Consider the following 25,475-nt stretch of genomic DNA (forward strand, 5'->3'; position numbering starts at 1 on the left):
TCATGGCCCGACTCCCGCAACTTCGCCAGGAACTGACGCTGACCGCCGGCGCGCCCTCGCCCGAAGGCGCGCCGACGTGGATGCTGCACGATCCGGCGGCGAACCGTTTCTTCCAGCTTGGCTGGCCCGCGTTCGAACTGCTGTCGCGCTGGCCGCTCGACGACGCCGCGGCGATCGTCGCGAGCGTGAATCGCGACACCACGCTCACCGTGTCGCACGACGATGTCGACGCATTGTTGCGGATGTTGCGGCAGCAGAACCTGCTGATCTCGCAAACCTCGGCCGATACCGCGCGCCTGAACGCACATGCCGAAGCAGGGCGTGAAGGGCAGGCAATGTGGCTGCTCAAGCATTACCTGATGATCCGGATTCCGCTGTGGCATCCCATGCCGTTTCTGCGACGCGCCGCCCGCTTTGCTTCGTTCGCGTACCGGCCGGCCTTCTGGGTGATCGTCGCGAGTTGCGCGGTGGCGGGCCTGTTCCTCGTGTCGCGCCGCTGGGACGAATTCGTGCATACGTTCCATGGCTATGCCGATCTGCAAGGTGTCGTCGCGGTTGGCATCGCGCTCGGCTTCGCGAAGGTCCTGCACGAATTCGCGCATGCGTTCACCGCGCAACGTTACGGCTGCCGTGTGCCGACCATGGGCGTGGCGTTTCTCGTCATGCTGCCGGTGCTGTACACGGATACGACCGAAGCGTGGAAAGTGCCGGGCCGCGCGCAGCGCTTGCATATCGGCGCGGCCGGCATGCTGAGCGAAATCGCGTTGGCCGCGTTCGCGACGCTCGCATGGAGCCTGTTGCCTGACGGATCGCTCAAGGCGGGTGCCTTTCTGCTTGCGACCACCACATGGATCGGCACGCTCGCGATCAATGCCAGCCCGTTCATGCGCTTTGACGGCTATTTTCTGCTGTCCGACTGGCTCGATACGCCGAACCTGCACGACCGCGCGTTCGCGCTCGGCCGCTGGTGGCTGCGCGAATGGCTGTTCGGTTTCGGCGATCCGCAACCCGAACCGTGCGCGCCGTCGCGGCGGCGCTTTCTGATCGGCTTTTCATTTGCGACGTGGCTGTACCGGCTGGTGGTGTTTTTCTCGATCGCGCTGGTCGTTTATCACGCGTTTTTCAAGGTACTGGGGCTCGTGCTGTTTTGTATCGAGTTCGGCTGGTTCATCGTGCGGCCTGTGATGCGCGAGGCGTCCGCGTGCTGGAAACGCCGCGTCGAACTGCATTGGCGCAAAGAGACCAAACGCTCGGCGTGGCTCGGTGCGGCGCTGCTCGGCCTCGTCTTCCTGCCGTGGCATGCGGGCGTGAGCGCACCGGCAGTGTTCGGACCACAGCAGGCGCAAGGACTGTATGCGGTCGCCGCCGGTTATCTGGCAGCCGCGCCGCAGCCGGCGCATGACGGTCAGCAGGTCCATGCAGGCGAGGTGCTCGGCGTGATGGTGTCGCCGGAACTCGACTACCGGCTCAAAAGTGCGCAAGCCGACGAGACACTGCTGCGCTGGCAAGTCGAGCAACAGGCATTCGACGATCGCCTGCGACAGCAGGGCGTCGCCCTGACCAAACACTGGGACGCGGCGCGGCAGACCGTCGCCGGGTTGCAGGCCGAGATCGCCCAGTTGACGATCCGTGCGCCGTTTGCGGGCACGCTCGATATTCCCGGCGACGCGCTTGCGCCCGGTACCTGGTTACCGCGCGGCGAGCATCTGTTCGATGTGATCGGGCCGGCGGGCGTCAAGGGCGATGCGTTCGTCGACGAGAACGATGTGACGCGTATCGCGGCAGGCGATCGTGCGACTTTCGTCGCGTCGCTGAGCGAAATGCGGCCGGTACAGTGCAAGGTCATGGCGCTCGACAAGGTCAACATGAGTACACTCGACGAACCCTCGGTGGCAAGCGTTTATGGTGGTCCGATTCCCGCGGAGCAGGACGCAAAAACGCATCAGATCGTGCCGTTGCAGGCAACGTGGCGCGTGCGGATCGGCGATTGCGAAGGCGAGCGCGCGTTGAGCCGCGAACTGACCGGGACGGTCACCTTGGGAACGGGGCGCGAGAGTTACGCAGGCCGCGGCATTCGCACGCTGATGGCGATCGTGCAGCGGGAAGCCGGCTTCTAAAGCGACGTTTCAGTTTCCTCAGCATCTCGAACCAACCCGCGCGCACAGGCAAAAGATGCGCGCGCGATAGTTGTCAATGCATTGGCCATAACCGGCTGAAATTCTCTCTCTTTCAAATAGGAATGCGGCTTTCCTTACTCGTCGAACCGGACGCTGAGTGAAACGATTTTCTTTTGATAATAATATCGTTTCCAATTGATCTGATCATTGAATTTCCTCGTGCCGTCAACCATACTGATTTGCACAACAGCACGTTGAACGCAACCAGGCTATCGGCCGCTCATGATGCCGAAGCTGTGTAGGAGGCCACTGAGTACCGGGGTTATCAGGCCCATAGGATGGGGATTCCCGTTCGTCCACGACGGCGCAGTCAGCGCCTTCGCATTTCAAAATCATGCAATCCGCTTCCCTTCGCCGGCGTGTGGGAGGCATTTGGCGTTTTGCATTTTTATCTGGCATAAGCTTTAAACTTTTTTAAATAAAAGAGCGAATAGTTTTATTTCTGTTTATTACGGAAAGGGGCTTCTGTTTTTATTCGAAATGGCTGGTTTAGCCAAGGCGCATAAATCGCCATGGCGGGGACTGGCTTTGTCCGCGCGTATTCCAATTCGGGAGAAATATCATGCCGTTGCAGATTCAGAGTGCCCAGATCAAACCCGGCGCCACCAACACCTTCAATTTCTCCGACCAGATCACTCAGCGCATGGTCGGCATCTCGTCTTTTTCCTTGAGCTATGGCAATACGGACCATCACGTCCAGACGATCTCGGTCTCGCTGAGCGTCAATCAGTCGGGGTCGTCACTGTCTATCACGGCGCATGCGACGATGGTCGATGCCAACGGCCATAACCTCGATCCGGCTTCGTCCTACGTCAATGTGGTCGCGCTCGCGTGGGTCGGCGTCGACGATTCCAATCTGAAGCTCGGCAACGTCGCCGGCATCGGCAACGGGGGGACGAGTTCGCCGATCACGATTCCCGGCACCGATCCGAACGTACTGCAGGCCGCGCTGGCGGGTTTTTACCTGTCGTATGGCGGCACCGATCATCATATGGAGACCGCATGCGCGGCGGTCGGCACGACCTTGAGCGCTAACGCCGCATCGATCAACGGCACCGTCTATATGTACGACGACACCGGCCACGGAAGCGTATCGGGCACTGTGGATGCGGGACTCGTGGCGAACTGCGACCCGTCGCTCGGTAACTTCGTGTACGGCACCAACACCTTGCAGAACAACACGCAGAAGATCACCTTCAGCAAGCCGTTCGGCACGTACACGCCGTTTCTGAGCAGCTACAAGGTGCAGTACCGCGACGACTCGGACCATCACGTGAAAACGTTCTCGGTAAGCCTGTCGGTGGTGAGCTCGAGCGGCAACGAAGTCTCGGTTACCGGTGCGGCGAAACTGGTCGACAACTCCGGCCATGTTCAGGACGACGGCGTGAGCAACGTCAGCGGCTTTATCGTCGGCATCTGAGTCCGCCGGCAACCGCATCTGCAACATGCCCAGGCGCACACCCGTGCGCTCCCTCTTACCGGCACGTTCATGCCGCCCGTCCTCGTAGCGGGCGGCGGGCGTGCGCCTCTCTTCCGGAGCCGGCCGTCATGTCTGATTCCTCGATCCCCAGCATTCGTACTTTCCAGATGGACGCCAGCACGGTGGGCGTGCTCAAGAGCAGCGTCAACCTGTTTCGCGGCGATGTGAACCTCACGCAGGCCCTGTTCTCGATGCCGGGACGCAATGGCAACGACGGCCTGCAGATCGATCTGTCGATCCAGTACGAGAGCAACATCCACCAGCAGGCGATGACATGGAACCGCGACCGGCCAACCGGCGTGCTCGGCATGGGCTGGCAGTTGCCGGTGTCGGCGATCACGCTCGACACCGGCGGCGCGCCTACACCGGGCGCCGCCACCTATTCGATCAGCATGGCGGGCGTGTCGAGCCAACTGGTCCGCGAGCCCGTCAATCCGTCGTTGTTCGGAATGGACGGCGCGCTGGCGGGCTCGCTGGCCGATGGGCAACCGGTGCCGGCCGCCGTGCGCAGCGAGTTCGTGCAGCGCGGTTTGCCGCTCTCGGCGAGCGCGACGGTCGCGGGCAGCGCCAGTCCCTGGCGGATCGACGACGACGCACTACAGCAGCAATTCGTTCTGCAACTGGATCAGCAAACGCTCGACGCCAGCGACGGCGGCGAGTCGTACCAGCTGGTCAATTACAAGTTCTGGAAGGTGCTGTACTACCCGCGTTACGAGCGTTGGACCGTGACCAACGAAACGGGGCAGGCGATGTCGTTCGGCGGCGGCGTCGCGCAAACCGCACAGGGCTACAACGTCAGTGCCGGCAACAGCATCGAATGGGCTGTGCAATGGGTCGACGACAACGGCTTCGCGCTGTGGCAGGGCAATAGCGCGGTGACCGGCAAGCAGCAGCAATATGCGCGCGCATGGCATTTGCAGCGCGCCTATAGCCGCTTCGGCGAATACGTCTCGTACGGCTACAACGGTTTCGCCCGCGACGGCAACGGCCTGCTTACGCAGGGTGCCGAACAGCAAGTCGGCGCGGGCGGCAAGCCGTACACGAAAGCCTGCTATCTGACGAGTATCACCGACGTGTTCGGTCGCACCGCGACCTTCACCTATCAGCCGAAACTCTGGAGCGATGCAACACCGGAGAGTCCGCGCGAATATGCCGATCCGCACAAGGCGGTGCCGGACATCACGCCGAACGGCTTCCAGGACCGTTACGAGACTCAATTTCTGAGCGGGATCACGGTCACGCATGTCGACGGATCGACGCTGTTTTCGCTGGCGTTCGTCTACGACCCGAGCCCGTCGAATCCGGGCGCGCAGGCGGTTGCCAATGTGGCCGGCACATCGGGCGACACCTGCAAGCGGCTGCTCACCGGCTTCGCGCTGTTCAATCCAGCCGAAGAGAATTTGCCGGGCTATCGCTATGACTACAACCTCGATATCGGCGAGCCCACCAACCTCGGTGCGCTGCGTCGCATCGTCTATCCGACCGGCGGCAGTGCGAGCTACGCCTATGACCAGGTCGAACTGCCGATCTGCGAGCGCGCGTTGACGCTCGCCGCGCCGGCGCCCATGCCGCAGCAGTCGATGCCGCGCGTGTGGTTCGGCCCCGACTACGCGGTCGCGTTGTGGAACAACAGCGCGACGCAGCAGTTGTCGTTGCAGATCCTTACCTGGAACGGACAGTGGAACAGCTGGCAGGCGGACCCCTCCAACCCGCTGCTGGTGGACGGCAACGGCGGCACGGATCTGTCGACGGTCGCCGTGCTGGCCGCCGAAGACTTCGTCGCGATTACGTACAACACCAGCAGCAACACCAACCTGCATCTGTTTCGCAAGGACCCGGCGCGCCGGGCCCAGTGGGTCGCGGCGTCGATTACCGGCGGCGGCAGCGGCGGGTGCAACAGCCCGACGTGGCAGTGGCCGATTGCGAACGGACACGTTTCGACCCTGGCCGGACAGAACTTCGTGCTCGTGCCGCAGATGAACACGTCGAACAATCAGGGCGCCTATGACCTGTTCACCTGGAGCTGGCCGACCCAAAGCTGGCTGCATACGACGCAGCAGATGCCCTCCTATACGTGGTTCGCGGCCGGTCGCGAGTACTTCACCACGCTGGATATGAACTCGCAGGTCACGCTGTCCTATCTGAGTCCGACGGGCACGTGGCAGCAGGGCGGTAGCGTGACGCTCGGTTTTTCGCTGAACAATACGACGACGGTTGCGTTGAGTTCGGACGTCTCGCTGCTTGCGGTCTCGCATCTGACCTCGGGCGGTGCGTCGAGCGGTCAGCAGGGCTACGACGTATTCGCGCTGCAATGGAACAGCGCCTACAGCTTCGCAGCGCCGGCGAAGTTCTCGTTCATCGACAAATTCGACAACGCGTATCCGACCAGTTGGGCGCCCGCGAGCATCGGCAATGCAATGATTGCGGTGGGTGGCAACCTGATCCGCTTCGACGGCGACGCGTGGCTTGCGAATAGCAACCTGAAGCCGCAAGGCGGCGTGATCGTCGGCGAGCAGCGTTACGCCTATGGACCCGACTACGGCACGCTGATTCTCGTCGGCAATGGTTCGCCGAAAGCACAACTGGTTGGCTACGACGCGAACAGTACGAGCTCCAGCTGGACCGACACGGCGACTCCGATCACCGGTTTGCGCGTCCCGCCGAGCAACCAGAGCACGGCGAACTGGGCGAGCGGCGGCAACCCGGACTATCTGAGCGTTGGCACGCAGCTGTTTTTCCGCGGCGTGGCGACCAACTGGTCGCTCGCGGTGACGCAGAGCATCGGCGATATCCAGACGCTGATCAACGAGGCCGCCGGAACCAGCAACCGCTATCAGTTGAACGCGGCGTCGGTGATCAACGAAGGCCCGGCATTTATCGCCTGTGCCGCGTATGACACACAGAATCCGAGCGGTCATGCAACCGCTTCGTCGGCGCTCGTGTTGCGCAATGGCAGCGTGGCGGGTTCTGCCCAACTGCTCGACGGCCAGCAGATGTGGACGGCGCAGGAGCACGATTTGCCCGGGCAGGGCATGTATCCGGGCGGCGCTTCGGCGTTCTTCACATACCCGGACACCGCGAGTGATCTCGACAGCGCTACCAGCGTCGAGCTGCACCGCTATGCGGGCGACGCGATAGCGGGGCCGATCGAAGACTGGCCGGTCGTCAGCATCACGATCGACGACGGCCTGTCGGAAAGCGCGACCACCTGCTATGCGCAGGACACCGCGAATGCCGCGTGCGATGCGAGCGGGGAGGTCGTCAAATATTTCGAGAGTACTGTGTACCCGGGCGGCAGCAGCGCGAACCCGGTGAACGGTTCGGTAACGAGCTACTACCTGAACGGTAACCAACTGGTCGCGCCCGACGATTACTACAACATGCTCGACGGCTTGCTGCACAGCGTCGTGACGTGCGATGCATCAGGCGCGACCTTGACCAGCGTCGAGAACGAGTGGGACGCGTATGTGATGCGCGCGGGCGACCCGACCGATACGCATGCCGCGCCGCTTCAGCTTTACGGCGCGTACGTTCTGCAGACCGCCCAGAACTCGGTGACCGATGGGGTCGCGTCGGGACAGACGACCCAGTATGCGCCGCAGGGTTTGCCGTACACCTACACGGGCCAGCCGGCGAGCGTCACGCGTACGACGATGAACGGCGCGGGCGAACTCGAAACCGACGTGCAGACCAACGTGTACGCATGCGAAGTCAACGCGGCAAGCCGCGTGCTGGGCGACGTCAGCAGCCTGGTGGCGCAAACCTCGACCAACGCCGGCGTCACGACGTCGTCGGCCGTCACTGCGCTGAGCAACTGGCCGACGCTATGGGGCGACGACGTACTGACGCCGGCCGAAGAAGCCGACTTCAGCTGGACCGGTGGCCCCGCCGCGTTCCCATTTTCCACCTACGCGCCGGGTGAAACGCCCGCCGACTGGCAATGCACGACGCGCAACCAGGTACGCGCGGCCAACGGCGTCGTATTGCAGCAGGCCGACGGCGCCGGCACGCTATGCGCAACGTTGTTCGGCACCTCGCTCGGCCTGCCGGTGGCGACGTTCAAGGCCGCGGCGCTCGCCGAATGCGCATGGAACGGTTTCCAGTCCTACGAGGACGCGAGCGGTTGGACGCTGACGGGCACCACGTTCGACACGGCCAACGCATGGCTCGGCACCCGCAGCCTGAGCGTGCCCAAAGGTGCGAGCGCAAGTGTGACGGTGGCGCCCGCCGCCGGACGTACGGCGTATCTGCTGGCGGTGCGTTATCAGACTCCCGCGGGCTATGACGCGGACGGCTCGGGCATCGACATCGACTGCGGAGCGCAGCCGGGCCATGTCGCGTTCGTCGACACGCAGGGGCAATGGCAGTACCTGAGCACATCGGTCACTCTGGCTGGCGGGGCCAGCAGCATCGCGTTGCGTCTTGCCAATGTCGGCAGCGGCAATGTGCTGGTGGACAGCGTGCTGTTCACGCCGTTCGGCACCGACGTCACGATTCAAAGCTGGCACGCGGACACGCGCCTGCTGCGCGCGACGATGAACGCCGGCGGCAACGTCAGCTTCACGCTCTATGACGCGTATAACCGGCCGCTAGGCGCGGTCGGCGGCGACGGCCAGTTGCAGGAACTGGACGTGCGCTTCCTGTCGCGCCAGGGCGCGTCCGACGGTGCCTTCGACGACGCCAGTCCGAATGCCGAACTGACCTTGCACATGACCGACGGCGGCCACGCGGAAACCTTCCTCGACGGCGCGCAGTGGCGCAGCCGCTGGCAGCCCGGCGATCCGGGACTTTGGAGCACCGCGGACGGTGTCCTGAGCAAAGCCGGCAACACGGCCGACTCGCTCGTCTGGCAAGGCGCCGCGAACGCGACACCGGCCGTCGCGTTTTTCATCGAGATGGTGCCGCCGGTTACGCTGGGCAGCGGCACGATAGCGTTCCAGTTTGGCGCCGATGAGCAGATCGGCTGGACGCCGGGATCCGGCTGGCAATGGAGCGGTGCGGGCGGTACGCCGGTACAGGCTCCCCTCGCGAACCCGCCGCATCTGGCGACCCAGTGGCTGCTCGCCATGGTGCCGGGCGCCGTGCTGTTCTTCGGCAACGGCCAGTTGCTGTTCAGTCATGCGAGCACGGCGACCCCGTCGCAAGGGCTCACGTTTTCCACCGGACCGAACGCGTTGCAGATCGTCAATCTGATGGCGGGCGCCAATCCGCGTATCGGCCAGTCTTATACCGACGGCGCCGCGCGCCAGCGCCAGGTGCATCAATTGCAGGGCACGGACAGCCGCGTGATGGAAGTCGTCTATGACGCACTCGACCGGCAACTCGCACTGACGCGCATTGCACCCGGCACGTTCGGCGGCGGTGCGGCGTTCGCGCCGATGCAATATCGCTCGACCTTCGTCGACGTCCCGGCCTTTCTCGCCGCCCTGCAGAACACCTGCGAGATGGATGGCGACGTCGCGGCGTATTACGCCGGGCAACAGGACGGTCCGGTCAAGCGCTCGAACGATCAGAACTATCCGTACAACGGATTGCGCTACGGCGGCTCAGCGCTTGGCCGTATCGTGGAAAGCGGCAAGCCGGGCCTGCAACTGTCGATTCACGACGTCAATACGACGAGCCCGGCCGAGCGCGAAACGACGCGCACCGTCTATACGGCGAGCGCCGCGAACGACCCGGTGCAGGCCGGCCAGTACTTCGCGACGCTGACCACCACGCCCGGCGGTTACGAGGGACGGCAGTTCGTCGATACGGCCAATCGCGCGGTGGCGACGGTGCAGCTTGCCACCGACGGCAGCAACGTCGGGCAAACCACGGTGAGCCCGAGCTATGACGCGGCGGTGGGCACGGCCGGGATCCTCGGCACGATGAAATTGCCGAACGCGTTCACGAACGGGCCGCAGTCCGATCCCGCCGCATTCGTGCGTACCACCCTGCAGAATCCGTTGGGCCAGCCGAGCGCCTATAGCGATCCGGATACCGGCAACACGTCGTATCTGTTCGACGGGAAGGGTCAGTCGCGCTTCGTTCAGGTACCGCTCGACGGCACCGAGCAGTACTTTCTCTATACACGTTACGACGCGCTGGGGCGCATTGTGGAAGAGGGCGTCGTAGCCGGCGCCTGGGACGCCGAAAAACTCACCGCCGAGGTGGACAACCTCGCGTGGCCGACTGCGAGCGATGGCGCCACTGCGGCGCGCGTCTATAGCTATGACGGCGACGGCTCGGATCCGAACGCGCTCGGCAAGCTCACGCGTGCGGTGACGTACAACCCGGCACCGGTGGCCGCCGGCGATCTCGGCGACTGCACCGTTGACGAACAATGGACCTACGACGCATTGGGCCGTGTCGTGACGACGCGTCTCGAGGTTTCCGGGGCCGCGCAATTGTCGGCCAGCGCGACGTATCACTACAACGCGCTGAACGAGATCACGCAGATCGATCTGCCGGCCGAAAGCCCGTTGCCGAGCATCGTCTACGCGTACGACGATCAGGGGCAAATCACGTCGATCGGCGTGCCCGGCACACCGGACGCGATCGCCAGCTATACGTGGACCGCCGACGGCCAGTTGCAAACCGCGACACGCGGCGCACTTGCCGACGCATGGGGCTACGACTCGCCGGGCAGCATCCTGACGCATCAGGTGAGCGTCGGCACGAAGACGGTGTTCAGCCAGAACTACACCTATACGCCCGACTCGCAGATCGCCGGCCGCGACACCGCGTTCAATTTCAGCGCGCTCGCCGACACGCGTTCGGTCGCCTACACCTACGACGGGCAGCAGCGCCTCAGCGCGGCGGTGGTGGCCAACGGCGGAGCCGGCAATCAGGCGGTGACCGAGTACGACGCGAACGGCAACATCTGGCAGGCCACGCAGGACGGCGCAAGCTTCTCGGCCAGTTTCAGCGCCGGCACCGACCGACTCGACAGCGCCACGCTCGCGAACGGCGATAACGTCACGTTCCACTATCGCAACGACGGCAAACCCGATCAGTGGCGCGGCATGAGCATGGAATACGATGCGGCGCTCGGCACGGTCGCCGCCGTGACGAACGGCTCGAACGTGGTTCGCTACGCGCGCGGCCTGAACAATCAGCGCGTGCTGCGTCAACAGGGCAACGCGTTGCAGATCAGTTTCCAGGGCGCCGGCAATACGCCGCTCGTGATCTGGAACGACGGCGCGCCGCAGGTCTGCATATGGGGCGCCAATGCCCTCGCCGCCGTGCACGACGGCGCGCTGAAGTATCCGGTCACCGATCATCAGAATACGGTATGGGCCGTGACCGACACGTCCGGCGAACTGGTGGCGAGCTTCGACTATCTGCCGTTCGGCGGCTTGCTGAGCGAGGCGGGCAGCGGCGCGGCGAACTGGCTGTTCCAGTACGCGGGCAAGTCCTGGGATTCGACGCTCGGTCTGTATGACTTCGGCGCACGGCTCTATGACCCCGCGCTGCTGCGTTTCGTCACGCCCGATCCGGCCCGGCAGTTTGCGAGCCCCTATGTTTTTGCGAGCAATAACCCGCTGAACATGGTGGATCCGAGCGGCAATATTTCTCTGTGGGCGCAGATCGGTATCGGCGCGGCGATGGTCGCGGTGATCGCCGCCGGCATCGCACTGAGCTTCGTGACCTTCGGCGCCGCTGCACCGGCGGCCGCGGCGGCGGATGGCGCACTGGCCGGCGCGGCACTGGGCGGTGAGGCCGCGGCGGGCGCGGTGGCCGTGGGCGGCGAGGCAGCCGGCGCCGCGGCGGGCGCCGCAGCCGGCGAAGTGGCGGTAGAAGGCGCCGCCGCCGGGGCGGGCGAGGTGGCCGCCGGCGCCAGCGCCAGTGTCGAGGCGGCCGCACCGCTTACGACTGCGCAGGTGGTCGCGCAGAACGCCACGTCGGTGCTGTGGAGCGCGACGACCAGCGCGATCAGCGGCGCCGGTACCAATGGCCTGCAATACGACATCCAGCACGGTCGGGATTTCACGGCCAAAGGCTTTTTCGAGGCCATGGGCACAGGCGCGCTGACCGGCTTTGCGAGCGGCGGTATCGGCGGATTGGCCACCATGCCGGCCACGGTGGGGTTGTCGCAGGGGATGAGCGCCACGGCCAGTGTCGCGTTCCGGGCCTTGACGAAGGCGACGGCCGGCATGATCGGCAAGGACGTCTCGACCTTGCTCACCGATGCCGTCACGGGTCAGAAGATAACGGTCGGCCAGTTGCTGCTGAGTTCGGCGCAGGGCTTCGGCACGGGCGCGCTCTCCGGGGCGTTCAGCGGCGTAAAAGCGGCTAGCGCTGCGCCGGCGTCGACTGCGGTCAGCGCCTCGGACAAGGCGATCGTGCGGGTCTCGAGCGTGATCAACGGCGCGATCGATACGCTCAAGCAGCAGGCGACCTCGCAGGCGGCGATCGCCTCGTATATCGCGGGCGGTTATTTCCTCGTCACCGGATATACGGTGTGGGGCGTGTACGGCGCATCCTCGAAGAATCAGAGTGCGTGAGCGTGACGACCGGTGGAAATTGAACGACGTGATTGAACGCGGCGCGTGATTGCGCCGCCTGAAAGTGATCCCGCTCTCTCAAGGAGATGCTATGTCAGAACGATCGATGACGATTAATCTTACGAACTGGGCTTCCGGACTTACGCTCGAGTTCGGCAGCGCAGCAGCCAGCGACGGACCTGTGCCGCAAGCACAGCCTGGCGCGATCAGTTGTGGACAAAAGATGGTGGCCAGCGCGGTCAACCGCTCGGGTGGATGCACCGGCCGCTTCAGTCTGACTGCCAGCAATGTGAATTTCGGCGTCTCGTACACGCACCCGTCTGGCGCAGGCTCGACCACGGTGAGTGTGGATGCGTCGACGGGGTATATCTCGGGCGCCAATGCAACAACGTTTCCAGGCCACGATTCGGTGGCTTATCTGAATCTGTACCAGGCCGTCAACGCCAACAATCGCGCGTGGGTCGTGCCGCTGGGTCTGCTTGATACACCGGCGCGCAATAACAGCCAGGATTTCGTCAACAGCATGTTTGGCGAAGGCACACGCGATGCGGCCGTCGTCACTACGGCCTACGGCAATAATGCGCCGAACGGCTATATCGAGCCGGCGGATTTCACCGGTGGCCAGATGGCGGGCTTCGCTGCGCAATGGGCTCAGCAGTGGCTCGAGGGTGGCAGCAATCCGGCTTGCCCGCAGCCGGACGCGGCGTTGATCGAATTGCTCGCGCGTTATATGAGCGGTGCAGCGAGCAACGGGCCGCTGACGATGTGGGTGCCGCAGATCACCTGGCAGGCGGGAACCAATCCGTCGGTGTTCGCACTCAGCGGCTATCGCGCGTTTCCGTTCAGCGACGGCACGAACTGGAACGTCGCGAGCGTGACGGCGTTCACCAGTTTGCTGGCAGCGGGTGCGCATTTCGTGGCTGTCAGCGCGAACGACGATTTGCCGACGGGCGTGAGCATGGCCGCGTTCGATCAGTTCTTCACGTCGGCTAGCCTTCCGACCCGGCATGATATGGGCAACTCGCACTATGCAAGCGTGACCAACATCACCGGCACGTATTATCTGGATGTCAGTGACAATTTTGCGCCGGAGAATTGCGCGCTGATTCTGGCGTTTCTCGCCGGTCGCACCGTCAACGATCCCTACGCCGGCGCCGGCACCTACAACACGTTTATCCAGCTCGAAGGATGGCAAGCCGGCTCGCAGCGCCATAACATCGACTACGACACGTACAAGCAGACGCTTTGGAATATTTCGACATTCGGCTCATGTCCGTACAGCGAGAAACGCGCGACGACTATTTTTCTGGCACCTGAGGGATGGACGCCGCAGGTCTATCAGACAACGCGGATGATGCCTTACGTCGGTGCCTATGCGGTTTCGCAAGGAACGCCACAGGGATGGTTGAATACCGGTGTTGTACGGATTCCTGACGATGCACCGGCACTTCCATTGCGTTATGTGAGCGGTTGAGAAAAGGGGTTAAGGGCGGACTCCACTGGGGGTTTTGTTCGACAAACGTGATGACACGATGACGGGGTTCTATAACCAGGCGCTGTATACCAGTCACAACCTGGACGCGCGGATTCTTGAGGTCGACTTTTGTGGGCGAGCGCGGCGACAAGTTTGGGCACGGAGAACGGCGTGGCGTGATGTTACTGGAATCTGTCAATTGCGCCACTGGTCGATCGTGTATGAGAACGGGACAATGCGTTTCAACGATTTACCTACAAGGATCTTTATATGTCCCCGGTCTCAGCTATTCCGGCTGCCGATAGCGCTGTGGCGCTCGCCCACTTCAGTACGTTGTTGTCGTTCGAAACAGATTGCGCCGACGTTCATGCGGCACTTGAAGAAAGGGCCGATCCGGTTTCCGTCGATTTTGTATTGCTCGACGTGCGTAGCCCCGCACTTTTCGCCCGCGGCCATGTGCCTGGCGCCGTGAATCTTCTGCACGGGAAGATCGTGGCGTCGAAGCTTGTCGAATATCCGGCAAATACGCTGTTTGTCACCTATTGCGCGGGCCCCCACTGCAACGGTGCAACGCGTGCCGCAATAAAACTCGCACAGCTTGGCCGCCCGGTTAAGGTAATGATCGGCGGAATTACAGGCTGGCTCGACGAGGGTTTCCAGCTAGCTATTGCCAGTGAGGCGTGACTTGCGACGCTAGTCGCCGGCTCCGGGTCTCTTGCATTTTTTCTTGCTTCTTTTGTGCAGGGACATAGGGGCTTCATTGTCGCGATCCCGCGCGTGCCGGATAAGTGGCGCAATCGTCAATCTCCGGTAACATCACGCCATGCACAATCACCTTGTCGTTGCGCTGGCTTACGACCGGCTCTGTACCTTCGAATTCGGCTGCGTGACCGAACTGTTCGCGCTCGAACGTCCTGAGCTCGGCGTGGACTGGTATCGCTTTGCGGTGTGCGCGAGCGAACCCGGTCCGATTCGCGCCGCTGGCGGCATCACGGTCGCCGCGCCGTACACGCTCAAGCTGCTCGACCGTGCTGACACGATCGTGATTCCCGGCTGGCGCGATGCCGACGAATTGCCGCCCGAGCCGCTGCTGAAAAAGATTCGCGCCGCCTACGAGCGCGGTGCGCGCCTGTGTTCGATCTGCTCCGGCGTGTTCGTGCTGGCCGCGTCGGGTGTGCTCGACGGCAAGACTGTCACGACGCACTGGCGCTATGCCAGCAAATTGCAGCAGCGTTACCCGCAATTGCGCGTGCAGCCGGATGCCTTATATGTCGATGAAGGGCAGATCATCACCTCGGCGGGATCGGCGGCAGGCCTCGACATGCTGCTGCATCTGGTGCGGCGCGATCACGGCAGCGCAATCGCCAACCGGGTCGCACAGCGGCTCGTGGTGCCGCCGCATCGCGAGGGCGGTCAGGCGCAATTCGTGCCTCGGCCTATGCCGCAAGACGAAGGCGGGCGCCTCGCGAAGCTGATGGACTGGGTGCGCCGCCATCCCGCGTTGCCGCACACCTTGCGCTCGCTGGCCGAACGGGCGGCGATGAGTCCGCGCACGCTGCAGCGGCAGTTCCACGACGCCACCGGCATGGCACCTTATGAATGGCTGGTGCGTGAACGCGTGGCGATCGCGCGAGAACTGCTTGAAGCGCGGGGCCCGTTGCCGATGGCGCGCGTTGCGGAACTGGCGGGGTTCGGTTCCGAGGAATCGCTGCGGCGGCACTTCCGGCGTATCGCATTGACGAGCCCAGGGGCGTATCGTAAGAAGTTCGGGGTGCAGGCCGGAGTGCAAGCACCCGGATAGCGGCGCGCCGCTTTTCGTCCTGCTGTTCCCACATACAGGAACAGTTTCCGACGAACGCCTGCCGAGGCGCAAAATCATAAGGGTTCGCGCAATCGCCGGTTTTCTGTCAGCATCCGTGGCAACCCACGTCAAACGTGTGGCGCATACGGCCAGTTGAAGCACGTGTTCGAAACGCTTCGTCGCCACCGTCTTCTCTTGCTCATGAACGTCAAAACCGTCGCTGCTGCCGTTGTCGTCTCTGCCGCCATTGCGGCACTCATGCCCGTGCTCGTTGCGGCGCAAGCGCAAGCGGCCGATTCGCGCGCTGAACTCTATCGCCGCAACCTGCTGGCGGGTAAAGACGTGCCGTGCCGCACGAACGCGTCATGCGCGGCGCTGGGTGTGGCCGCGCTCGAAGCGGGGCGTCTCAAGGACGCGCAAACACTGGTCGCGATGGAAGCCGAGCTCGCCGAGGCCACCGCCATGCAGGCCGGCGAGGAGAACTCGCCGAAAGCAACCAGTTCGGCGCGCGCTCGGGTGGCGATGGCGCTGGTCCATCAGGGCGACGTGCAACTGAAGCTGGGCGCGCTGCCGGACGCTCGCGCGTACTACCGGACCGCGGTGAGCCGCGGCAACGACTATCCCAACGACGCGCTGCTCGGCCGCGCGGTAGCGGCGGCGCGTCAGCGTCTCGAGGCGATTGCGGACAAAGCGGTGGTGACCGGTGTGCCGCCGAACGGTGCGCGTTTTGCCAGCTACATGTTTTTCGGCGCGTGGAACAGCATTGAGGTGAAGCCGGTGAAAGGGCGGCGCGGCGTCTACCGGATCGATGGTGACTTCGTGTATCCGACTGTGGGCGCCGACGGTCAACCGAGCGCGAACATGGGCAGCCTGTCGGCCTACGTGCGCTTCTACGACGGCGTGGCGCGCGTGCCGGTGACCGAGGGTACCGGCGGTGCGCCGCTCGACGCCACCGCGAGAATCACCAACCTCGCGCCTTATGACCAACACACGGACCAACACACGGACAAACGCGCGGAAAAATGCCTGATCGAGTTCAAGCTCTCCGCACCGGAGACGCTCGATGTCACGACACACGGTTCGCTGACGGAGTGTGGTTTCGGCTTCAACGTCAGCGCGGACGGACGTTACTATCTGATGACCGGCTCCTGATTCCATGCACTCGCGGATTCGATCCGCCCGCATTGAGCCCCTACTGAATCCGCATTGAGCCGCATGAAGGAGAAACACATGGCTGATATTGCCCAGATCATCGCCAGCTTCAATACGGGCCGGGATCCTGAACGGCTTGCGATGAAATACAAGCTGATGCGCGGCTCGCCGTTCGTGTTTCTGCGTGGCACCTGCCATCTGTTTTACGCGCGCCTGCCGCACGACAAGGTGCTCGACGAAGCGCCGCCGGTGTGGATTTGCGGCGATATGCACGTGGAAAATTTCGGCAGCTACAAGGGCGACAATCGCCTCGTCTATTTCGACAACAACGATTTCGACGAAGCCTGCCTCGCACCGAGTCTTTACGAACTGGTGCGGCTCCTCTCGAGCGTGCTGGTCGGTGCGAGCGACCTCAAGCTGAGCCGCGCGCAGGCACTCGCGCTCTGCCACACCGCGGTCGATGCCTATAGCGCGGCGCTCGCCTTTGGCAAATCGCGCTGGATCGAAGCGGAGACATCCACCGGTCTGGTGCGTGAGCTGTTCGACGCATTGGCGAGCCGTACGCGCGCCGCGCATCTGGACCGGCGCACCACGCTCAAGGGCAAGACCCGCGTGCTCAAAGTGGACGGCAAGAAAGCGCTGCCGGTTAGCGACAAGATGCGCGCCACCGTCACCGAATTCATGCACAAGTTCGCAGCCGGGCAGCCCAATCCCGACTTCTATCGCATCGTCGACGTGGCGCGGCGGATTGCCGGCACCGGCAGCCTGGGCGTGGATCGCTATGCGATTCTCGTCGAAGGCAAGGGTTCACCGGACGGCAACTATCTGCTCGATCTGAAAGAGGCGCTGCCTTCATCGGTGACGCCGCATGTGCGCACGCCGCAGCCGAAGTGGCAGAGCGAGGCGCAGCGTGTGGTTGAAATTCAGCGGCGTAATCAGGCGGTTTCGCAGGCGTTCCTGCACGCGGTCGACTTCAATCAGTGCTCGTATGTGCTACGCAGCTTGCAGCCTTCGGAAGACCGCGTGGCGTTGAGCGACTGGGACGGCGACTTGCCGCGGCTCGAAGAAGTGGTCAACAGCATGGCCCAATTGAGTGCGTGGGCGCAACTGCGCAGCAGCGGCCGGCAGAAGTCGTCGATTGCGGACGAACTGATCGCGTTCGGCAATCGCAAGGACTGGCAATTGCCGTTGATCGAACTCGCGACGCAATGCGAGGCGCAGGTGAACGCCGACTGGAAAGCGTATTGCGAGGCTTATGACGGCGGCGCGTTCGAGCTGCCGGCGAAGAAGCCTTGACGGTGCGGCGCGTTGGGTAAATCGTTGGACGGCGTCTGGTTTTCCTGGACTGCGGGCGCCGGTTTCTTCTAGCCTGTATTGGACTACGCCAGTTAGAACACGGCCATTGCCGTTTGTCGGGCAGACCACTGCTGCATCGGCTTGGCAGAATGTATTTAGATCAAGGGTTTGGGGTGGTTATGGTGGTGTTATCCACAGCGTTGCCAACAAATTATGTGGACAACTAGAGGCTAGCGCGTCGCGCTTGCGCGCCCCTATCACCCGCGCATTTGCAACAACCTTCAGGGCGACTCCGGTCGCCCTTTTGTTTGCAAGTCACTTGTTCCGCTATCCCGTTGCCTATGCCCATGTTCGCTGGTCCTGACTCTTAGCTGCGCACTTTCCTGCGCGCGTTGTCAGAGGCTGGGGATATTGCTTTGTCCCGACGGAGGGCGATTGCATGAAGCTCAGAACCCTAGCAGGCGTGCGCGATATTCTTCGACAAGAAATCCGGCAAAGTACTCATTATTGCACTCCGGGATTCGGCGTACCGGGCGATCCAGTTTAGCAGCACAGGATTTACGGCCAACCCCTATTACGACGCGCGTGGGCAACTGGTTGGTTTTCAGTATTTTGAAGACGCGAGTCCGCTCAATGGAAACGTTAAAAATGCGCTGAAGGTCAGCTACACCTACGCGGCGGATGGAACACTGATGTCCCGGGCGGGTACGGTGTCGACGAACCTTGGCCCTGACCTGTCTATCAGCGATGCAGAGATTGATAAGTGGCTTGAGAATTTCGAATCTGGAATTATGCCCGCAGGTCCATCGCTTAACCTGCTCGGTATGGTTAGGGGGTTGCAGTTCGCGCAGGAGGCGGCACTGGGGCCGGTGTGTCCCGAATGCGCAATTGCTGCGGGTGCACGATTTGCCTGGCTCGTATTCCAGCTTGCAAAAGACCCGATGTGGGCCAGCAAGCAAGGCATCCAGCAGGGGCCACGGAAGCAAAGCAGTGCAAGCCGACAGGCGCTAGCGATGCCGCAGACATTGCCTTCAAAAGCGATCATTATGTAAAGCGAGCAGTACGGGATGGACTTGATCTCGATCGCGCCGAGCCGCAAGTGGCTGATGAGATCAACGCAATGAGGTCAGATATGCTTCCCAATACGAATACGATTCAACAGATCACCGTGGACGGACTACCTGTCGAGTTCAGGGCATACACGCACGCGGACGGACACGTAACTGTTGGAACAATTTTTGTGATCAAATAATGACTCGTGAACTGACTGAACATGAGAGGGATTTTGTTCGCGGTATCGCGTCCCGACTTACTGTGGAAGACAGGGACAGACTCCTGTCAGATCTGGAAAAAGCTCGTGCGGAGCCGACCCTTGAGGATGGGTCGCTAGTTCTTTTTCATATTGAAGGTTACCAACGTCCCAATCATATTGGGCAACATACTTTCCCATTTGAAGGGCGGGTGGACGATGCTGACGGCGCAGAAGTTTGTGTTCTGTTATTCGCTGACCCGGGTAATCGGCTATTGGAACTTGAATTCTTGCGGTGGGGCGATGGAGGTCTTCAGGGTCCCAACTGGACAACACTGAAGATAGTCCCCAAACCTTTGCCGATTCAGAAACGCTGAGGCAGTGCTTTAAAGGGGCGCGCAGTCGGGCCTCTTTGCGGATGCACGTGACGCCATAAACGTGATCAGGTCGTGCTCGTCCTCTTTGACAGAGGCACCTTGAATCGAGCATTACGGGCGCCCGTCCTGCACATCGAACGGTGCGGCGCGCTGACCTGTGGCTGGGGATGCAGCTTGACCATGACCTGTGCCACGCGCGAAAGCATGCGCCGAAGGCGATCATGCTGGTACCGGCAGAAGCGGCAGCGCGACCCGCAAAAATCATGGGGTGTGATTTATGACGATGAGTTTCCATCCAGGCATGTGCGCCTGCGCCTTTATCACGGATGGGCTTTACCGGTATTTGAAAGAGCATCGGGGCGAGGAACCTGTTGAGCTGGTTCTTCATCCCGAGCACAAGCGCATGTTATGCGATGAACTGCGTATGCGGCATGCTGGCGTCGCATACGACGGGTGCTCGTTCAATAACATTCCGGTGCTTGAAGACCCGTGCTGTCGTGCGCCCTGGCCTGTCACAGAAGACGGAGAGCGCCGGGAGTTGTAGCCCGATCATCACGCATCGTGGGGAATGTTCCTCGCGTTCCCCATCGTGTGTGCACCGCAGCGTGCACAACCAACCCGTCAGCTTTCTGCCTCAACAAGTGACTTGTAGAGGCGGCACCTGAATCGCCGTTAGCTTGAGTGCTTTACAAAACACATGCCTAATATGTCAGCCCTTTCCCGTTGAGGGGAAAAGCAGTTTCCCCGCACCGCAGTGTGTGGGGAAACGTGGGGGAACGATGTTTGGCGGCGTGTGCGGAGCGCTCAATTTCCACCCACATTGCCCGCAAAGCCTTATGGCACGGGGTTAAGCGCTGCGGGGAGAGATTTATCCACCGCCTTGCCAACAAATTCTGTGGACAACTAGAGGCCAGAATGTCGCGCTTGCGGTGGCGGCCTTGCAGTTAAGTTTTGTGCGCGCCCCTATCACCCGCGCATTTGCAACAACCTTCAGGGCGACTCCGGTCGCCCTTTTGTTTGCAGGTCACTTGTTCCACTGTCCCGTTGCCTATGTCCATGTCCGTTGGTCCTGACTCTGGGCTGCGCACTTTCCTACGCGCGTTGTCAGAGGCTGGGCACATTGCTTTGTCCCAACACAAGACTCCATAAATTTAGGATTTGTCGGATGGGCGGGAGTGCCAATTTCTTTAAGAGTGGTCGCGCCTTCAAAGGCAAAACCAACAATTAAAGGAGAACCATGAAAGCGTGGAAACACCACAGCATCGTGCGGCGCCTCGTCCACCTGTCCGCCGCATTCTCCCTGCTGCTGAGCGCTGCTCACGTCAATGCAGCGGATTACACCCAATGCATGCAGACGTATCAGAAGTCCCTTGGGATTCCCGGGACCCGCACCTGCGCTATCCAGGTGGCTGGCACGTCACCCATGTCCAGAGGTCCGGGCGACCCGTTCAGCAGCATGAATTACTACAACTGTCCGAATGCCCAGGACTGGATACAGGATTATTGCGCCGGTGCACCAGTCCCGCCTTCGCCAGAAGATACCTGTCCGGTATCGGATCCGGTATTGCCGGCAGAGGGCATTGTCACGCTCTCCGAGACCGACTTTGCGAGTGGCGATACGCTCCCGCTTACTTTTGGACGGACCTATCTGTCGAGGCGTTATGACACCACGCAGACGGCGATGGGGAGCAACTGGGTCAACAACTGGCAACGCAGGATTGATGTGACGGCGCTCAACGCGAGCACGCCGCAGATCGTCATCTATCGGGGTAACCAGCGACCGCTGACATTCAGGTGGAACGGCAATGCGTGGACCATGCTGGGAAATCGCGGCTTCTCGCTGACCAATGGCAACGACGGTTACTACTACCTGAAGGATGAACTCCTGGGTACGACGGAAGCCTACTCGACCAAGTTCGGCTTGTACTCTGAAACGACCCGTACGGGCACGCTGCGCAAGTTCCTGTTTGATTCCAGGGGGCGGATGTCGTCGATTCTCGAGTTTGCTGTCGATAACGTCGGGCCGGACTCTCTGAGGATCAATCTTCAGTATGACGACAGCGACCGCATCGTTGCGATGGTGGATCCATCCGGCAATGTCACACGGTATGCGTACGACGGCAAGGGGAATCTTGCTTCTGTAACCCATCCCGACGGCACCATCCGTCAGTATCTGTACGAGGACGCCCGCTTTCCCAATGCACTGACGGGCGTAAAGGACGAATCCGGATCGAAGACAGCAACCTGGACCTACGACGCGAACGCACGGGTGATGTCGGTCAGTTATCCCGACACGACGCGTAATGCCTCATTCAGCTACGACGTGTCGGGAAAGACGACGCTCAGCGATATGTACGGCACAAGTACATATAGCTTCAGTTTTCCTGACGCGTGGCGCCCGGGTTCAGTCGCCACGCCGGATGGAACGGTATCCCGTGCGTGGGATGCCGCAGGAAATCTGACGCAGAAAACAACGCCTGACGGGGGCACGAAGTACACGTGGGACAGCGCCAACCGGCCAACAAAGGCGGTTGCGACCGCCGCAGGAAAAACGACGGTAACGACGATTGAGTACAGCGATGCCAGTTCGCTGCGCCCGCATCTGGTCGTTACGCCAGGTAAGGTGCGTGCATTTGTTTACGACTCGCAAGGCAATGTTACCGGCTATGCCGAACAGGGGACGACCGACCTGACTGGCGAGCAGGGGCTTCAGGCGACGGGAACCGGCGACCAGATGACGGTCGGCGCACAGTACGACGGTGTGGGCCGTCTTATGGCCGCGACGGTCATCCGGAATGGTGCGAAGACCGAAGACTGGACCTACACGTACGACGCAAGAGGCAATATTGCAACGACACGGGATGCCGTGTCGGGCTGGGCCATGCGAACGCTCAGTCGGGATGCCGCGAATCGTGCAACGGTTATAGCGGGCAACAGCGGTCAGGCCACTGTCAGTTACGACGTGCGCGGACGCGTGTCTGTTTTCAGGTACGAAGAGAAAGCAGGGGCGGTGAACGGCGGACTCGCACGCACGCTGGTGGTGCGTTACGACTACGCTGCAAGTGGCCCGGTATCGACGCGTACAGCGACAGTATCAACGAATGGTGGTGCTCCGCAGTCAATCAGCGATGCCGAACTCGGGGTGTGGCTGAGCAACTGGGAACTCGGTAACGATCCTGTTGCGCCGTCTGCGAATCTCACAGGGCTCAAGTCCGATGCTGACGCTTTCGTTCCAAAAATCTGCGTTGAATGCTACATGGCGTGGAAGGCGAAGCCGACAGGTAAGCTATTCGGAGACGAACTGGGCGAAACACTGCCGACGTGGAGTGAGTCCACGGAACTGATGCTGGGCGATCAGGCGCAGGTCCCGTATCCTGTGCTTGTACCGGATCTGACCAGTTCTGCGAAGAGAGCGACGCTTTATAGCACGCTTTTTGGAACCGGAAGCGGAGACGGTGGAATGGTAAAGTGCGGCGGTCGAGAAGATCACGAAAGTAAGTGCCACGACCAATTCGAATACGATCAGGACGTGTGCACTACGCTTGCCGGTCCGAGGAATAAGCGTTTTCTCGCTTTGTGCAGAGCAAAAGCGTTCGAAAGATATCAAGAGTGCAGAGGGTATTGATGGCTAAACATCCGCCGTATTCCGTGGTTTTGACCTACGACGAAAATCTACAGCAACTAATCGTGTACACCGTTGATCCAAACGATCTTGCCCCGCTCGTCGCCGGGAGAATGGGCGTCGTGATGGCCGATGAACAAGATTTCAAGCTGGACGATGAATTCGCGCGACAGCTTGGAGTTGGATTACTGAACACGATCGCGCTAGGTCAGCCAGACATCAAGCAATACATGACTTTTACGGAGGCGCCAACCGATAGACCGTCAGAAGAGTAAGTGGTCAGAGGTTTGATGACTTGACCGAATGATGTTCGGTCAAGTCACAACGATATGTTTAGATGTGTGAATCGCACACATCAATCTTCCCAACACCATAAGCAGACAAAATCCAACCTCCCCACCGCCTACGCGCTCCTCCCCCTAAGCGCCCAATTGAACACGCTCCGCGTTCTGGCAACCGGCTGTGTCAGCCGATCGAACAACTGGGCGACGGCGTCGTCGAGTTGAGCGAGCGCCGGCACCTTTTCCGGATCGATACCAACGGCGGCACTCACCGGCGCACGGTCGTCCAACCCGTCACGTGCAGACTCCACCACATCACCGCTATACCGGGCGATCAACGAATCCAGCCGCGCAACGATTGCTTCCACATGCGCAGCGCCCACATCCGCCGCATTCAGCGCCACATCTTGCGATGACGCGCCGCGTCGCGAAGGATCACTCATCAATACCCGTGCCCAGTGCAAACAACACAGCAGCGAACCGGTGGCCAGTTCGATATCGGGATTCCACACTACCACGCGCTGTGTTTGCAGCGGTTTCAGCGCGATCCGCAGATCATGCCAGGTGCGATCGAGCTGGCGCATAACCGGCGCCGTCCCGGATGTTTGAGCTTGAGCAGTAGAGCCTGCCAGCCTCACCACTTCGCGCAGTGCGCCAAGCACAGCGCCAAGCCTCGTCTCGACGTGCCGGGTCGCCGCAAGCGGCATCATCAGAATCGCAACCGCAAACGACACGAGGCAACCCACTAGCACTTCCTCGATCCGCAACTCGACCAGCGGTCCCATTGCGAAACCCAGCTCGCCGTACACGAGCCCGACGAGCACGGTAATGAAAAACACCCCCGGCGCATACGCACTCAGGATGTAGTATGCCCAGCCGAACACGCACAGCACCATGGCAGCCACGAGCAACACGGGCGAGTCGTGCAACGGCGCGACCAGCACCATGCTGACCACCGCACCTCCCAGCGTCCCCGCGAGACGCTGAGCGCCGCGATAAACCGTGTCAGCGCGTGAGCGCGTGCCGAGAAACACCACGAACGTCGTGATGACCGCCCAGAACCAGCGCTCGGGAGACAGCGAGTGGCCAATCAGCATCGCGAGAAAGGCAGCCGTTGTGGCGCGCGTAGCGGGCAACCAGCAGAGCCTGGTGCGCAAGTCGGCAAACCATCGAACCGCGGACTGAGCGCTCGCCGCGCTAACCGGCAAAGGCGATGCACCGCGCACACCACTCCGATGCGCCATCGCCTTGAGCCGCACAATCGCGCGACGCAGCACGTCGGCACTTGCATGAGCGCCGCCATATGCCGTTGCCGAAGCAAACGCGAGTTGTCCCGCTGCGACTTCAACTTCGACGATCCGCTCACGAATCGTTGCGGCATCGGGCGGATTCAGCAGCGCCAGTTGTTCTTCAAGCGAGAGCGCGGCTTCGTTCAGTGCCGACAGATGCGTCGCGCCCGGTGCGGCGAGTACTCGCGAGGCGCGCAACGTCACGGTGTGAATGGCGAGCCGAAAGCTGGCGGCCGCGCGCATCGGCACGATTGCACGGCCGGCCAGCACGACCATCAGCGGGCCGAACACAGACAGCAAGATCGATTGCCCAAGATGCAAGGACGAAGGATGCAGGTACAGCCCAAGGTAGAAGCACACCACGCCCAGCATCGCGCAACCCAGCGCGCGCGGACCGCACGCCTGGACCAGCATGCCGACGAACATCACGGCCAGAAAACCGGCATCCCCGGCGAGCGGATAGCGGCTCAGCACGCTCGCTGCGGCAAAGCACGCGCCGGCGCAGAGATAAAGACAGAACAGTGTGCCGAACCACGCAGGCCGCTGTGCATCGCGCACGAACAAGGGCGCCACCATCGCGAAGAGGATGCCGGGCGCGGCGAGGGTAATCGGCTGGTGATGAAAGACGGTCCACGCGATGCTGGCGATGCCGGTTAGCAGACAGGCCAGCGCAACGCGCAAAGCGGTATGGAGACGCACGAGTCCCGGGTCCGCAACCAGCAGGCGGTCGGCGACGCGCGAAAACGCGACAGCAATCATGATCGATGATATCCAGGCTAAATGGCCGCCAT

General features: G+C 61.9%; 13 protein-coding genes. 12 read left to right on the forward strand and 1 reads right to left on the reverse strand.

From position 1 onward, the window contains the following. Nucleotides 1-2: 2 nt before the first annotated feature. The 12 genes from PQQ95_RS25525 (at nucleotide 3) to PQQ95_RS25580 (ending at nucleotide 23,389) form a co-directional block, all read left to right on the forward strand. Complete coding sequence (locus PQQ95_RS25525) at nucleotides 3-2,117, forward strand: HlyD family efflux transporter periplasmic adaptor subunit (protein WP_408442137.1); 2,115 nt, start codon at nucleotides 3-5, stop codon at nucleotides 2,115-2,117. Nucleotides 2,118-2,739: 622 nt separating this feature from the next. Beyond that, nucleotides 2,740-3,597: a hypothetical protein gene (locus PQQ95_RS25530; RefSeq protein ID WP_408442140.1), complete on the forward strand. Its 858-nt coding sequence runs from the start codon at nucleotides 2,740-2,742 to the stop codon at nucleotides 3,595-3,597. Nucleotides 3,598-3,725: 128 nt separating this feature from the next. Then, the gene (locus PQQ95_RS25535) at nucleotides 3,726-12,143 is read left to right on the forward strand and encodes an RHS repeat domain-containing protein (RefSeq protein ID WP_408442143.1); all 8,418 of its coding nucleotides are present in this window, start codon (nucleotides 3,726-3,728) and stop codon (nucleotides 12,141-12,143) included. 91 nt (nucleotides 12,144-12,234) lie between these two features. Next, entirely contained in the window at nucleotides 12,235-13,617 is a 1,383-nt protein-coding gene (locus PQQ95_RS25540) for a hypothetical protein (protein ID WP_408442146.1), read from the forward strand. Nucleotides 13,618-13,887: 270 nt separating this feature from the next. Beyond that, nucleotides 13,888-14,301 carry a rhodanese-like domain-containing protein gene (locus PQQ95_RS25545; protein WP_408442149.1) on the forward strand — a complete coding sequence of 138 codons (414 nt, stop codon included), beginning with the start codon at nucleotides 13,888-13,890 and terminating at the stop codon, nucleotides 14,299-14,301. A 139-nt stretch (nucleotides 14,302-14,440) separates the two neighbouring features. After that, nucleotides 14,441-15,418 (forward strand): transcriptional regulator FtrA, encoded by a 978-nt coding sequence (ftrA, locus tag PQQ95_RS25550; RefSeq protein WP_408442151.1) that lies wholly within the window; start codon nucleotides 14,441-14,443, stop codon nucleotides 15,416-15,418. Nucleotides 15,419-15,619: 201 nt separating this feature from the next. Beyond that, nucleotides 15,620-16,570 carry a hypothetical protein gene (locus PQQ95_RS25555; protein WP_408442154.1) on the forward strand — a complete coding sequence of 317 codons (951 nt, stop codon included), beginning with the start codon at nucleotides 15,620-15,622 and terminating at the stop codon, nucleotides 16,568-16,570. A 78-nt stretch (nucleotides 16,571-16,648) separates the two neighbouring features. Next, nucleotides 16,649-17,866, forward strand: a complete 1,218-nt coding sequence (locus tag PQQ95_RS25560; RefSeq protein WP_408442156.1) for a DUF2252 domain-containing protein — start codon at nucleotides 16,649-16,651, stop codon at nucleotides 17,864-17,866. 710 nt (nucleotides 17,867-18,576) lie between these two features. After that, on the forward strand, nucleotides 18,577-18,918 hold the full coding sequence (locus tag PQQ95_RS25565) for a hypothetical protein (protein WP_408442158.1): 342 nt from the start codon (nucleotides 18,577-18,579) through the stop codon (nucleotides 18,916-18,918). 199 nt (nucleotides 18,919-19,117) lie between these two features. After that, nucleotides 19,118-19,492: a DUF6984 family protein gene (locus PQQ95_RS25570; protein WP_408442161.1), complete on the forward strand. Its 375-nt coding sequence runs from the start codon at nucleotides 19,118-19,120 to the stop codon at nucleotides 19,490-19,492. A gap of 1,237 nt (nucleotides 19,493-20,729) precedes the next feature. Beyond that, the gene (locus tag PQQ95_RS25575; RefSeq protein ID WP_408442164.1) at nucleotides 20,730-23,117 is read left to right on the forward strand and encodes a DUF6531 domain-containing protein; all 2,388 of its coding nucleotides are present in this window, start codon (nucleotides 20,730-20,732) and stop codon (nucleotides 23,115-23,117) included. Beyond that, nucleotides 23,117-23,389, forward strand: coding sequence for a hypothetical protein (locus PQQ95_RS25580; protein WP_408442167.1), 273 nt, complete (start codon nucleotides 23,117-23,119; stop codon nucleotides 23,387-23,389). Before PQQ95_RS25575 ends, PQQ95_RS25580 begins: the two co-directional genes overlap by 1 nt. Before the next feature lie 128 nt (nucleotides 23,390-23,517). Here the strand turns inward: PQQ95_RS25580 and PQQ95_RS25585 are convergent, their stop codons facing one another. Continuing rightward, nucleotides 23,518-25,443 (reverse strand): FUSC family protein, encoded by a 1,926-nt coding sequence (locus PQQ95_RS25585; protein WP_408442170.1) that lies wholly within the window; start codon nucleotides 25,441-25,443, stop codon nucleotides 23,518-23,520. Between the last annotated feature and the right edge of the window lie 32 nt (nucleotides 25,444-25,475).

The organism is Paraburkholderia caffeinilytica (assembly GCF_046030355.1).
Taxonomy (GTDB): domain Bacteria; phylum Pseudomonadota; class Gammaproteobacteria; order Burkholderiales; family Burkholderiaceae; genus Paraburkholderia; species Paraburkholderia caffeinilytica_B.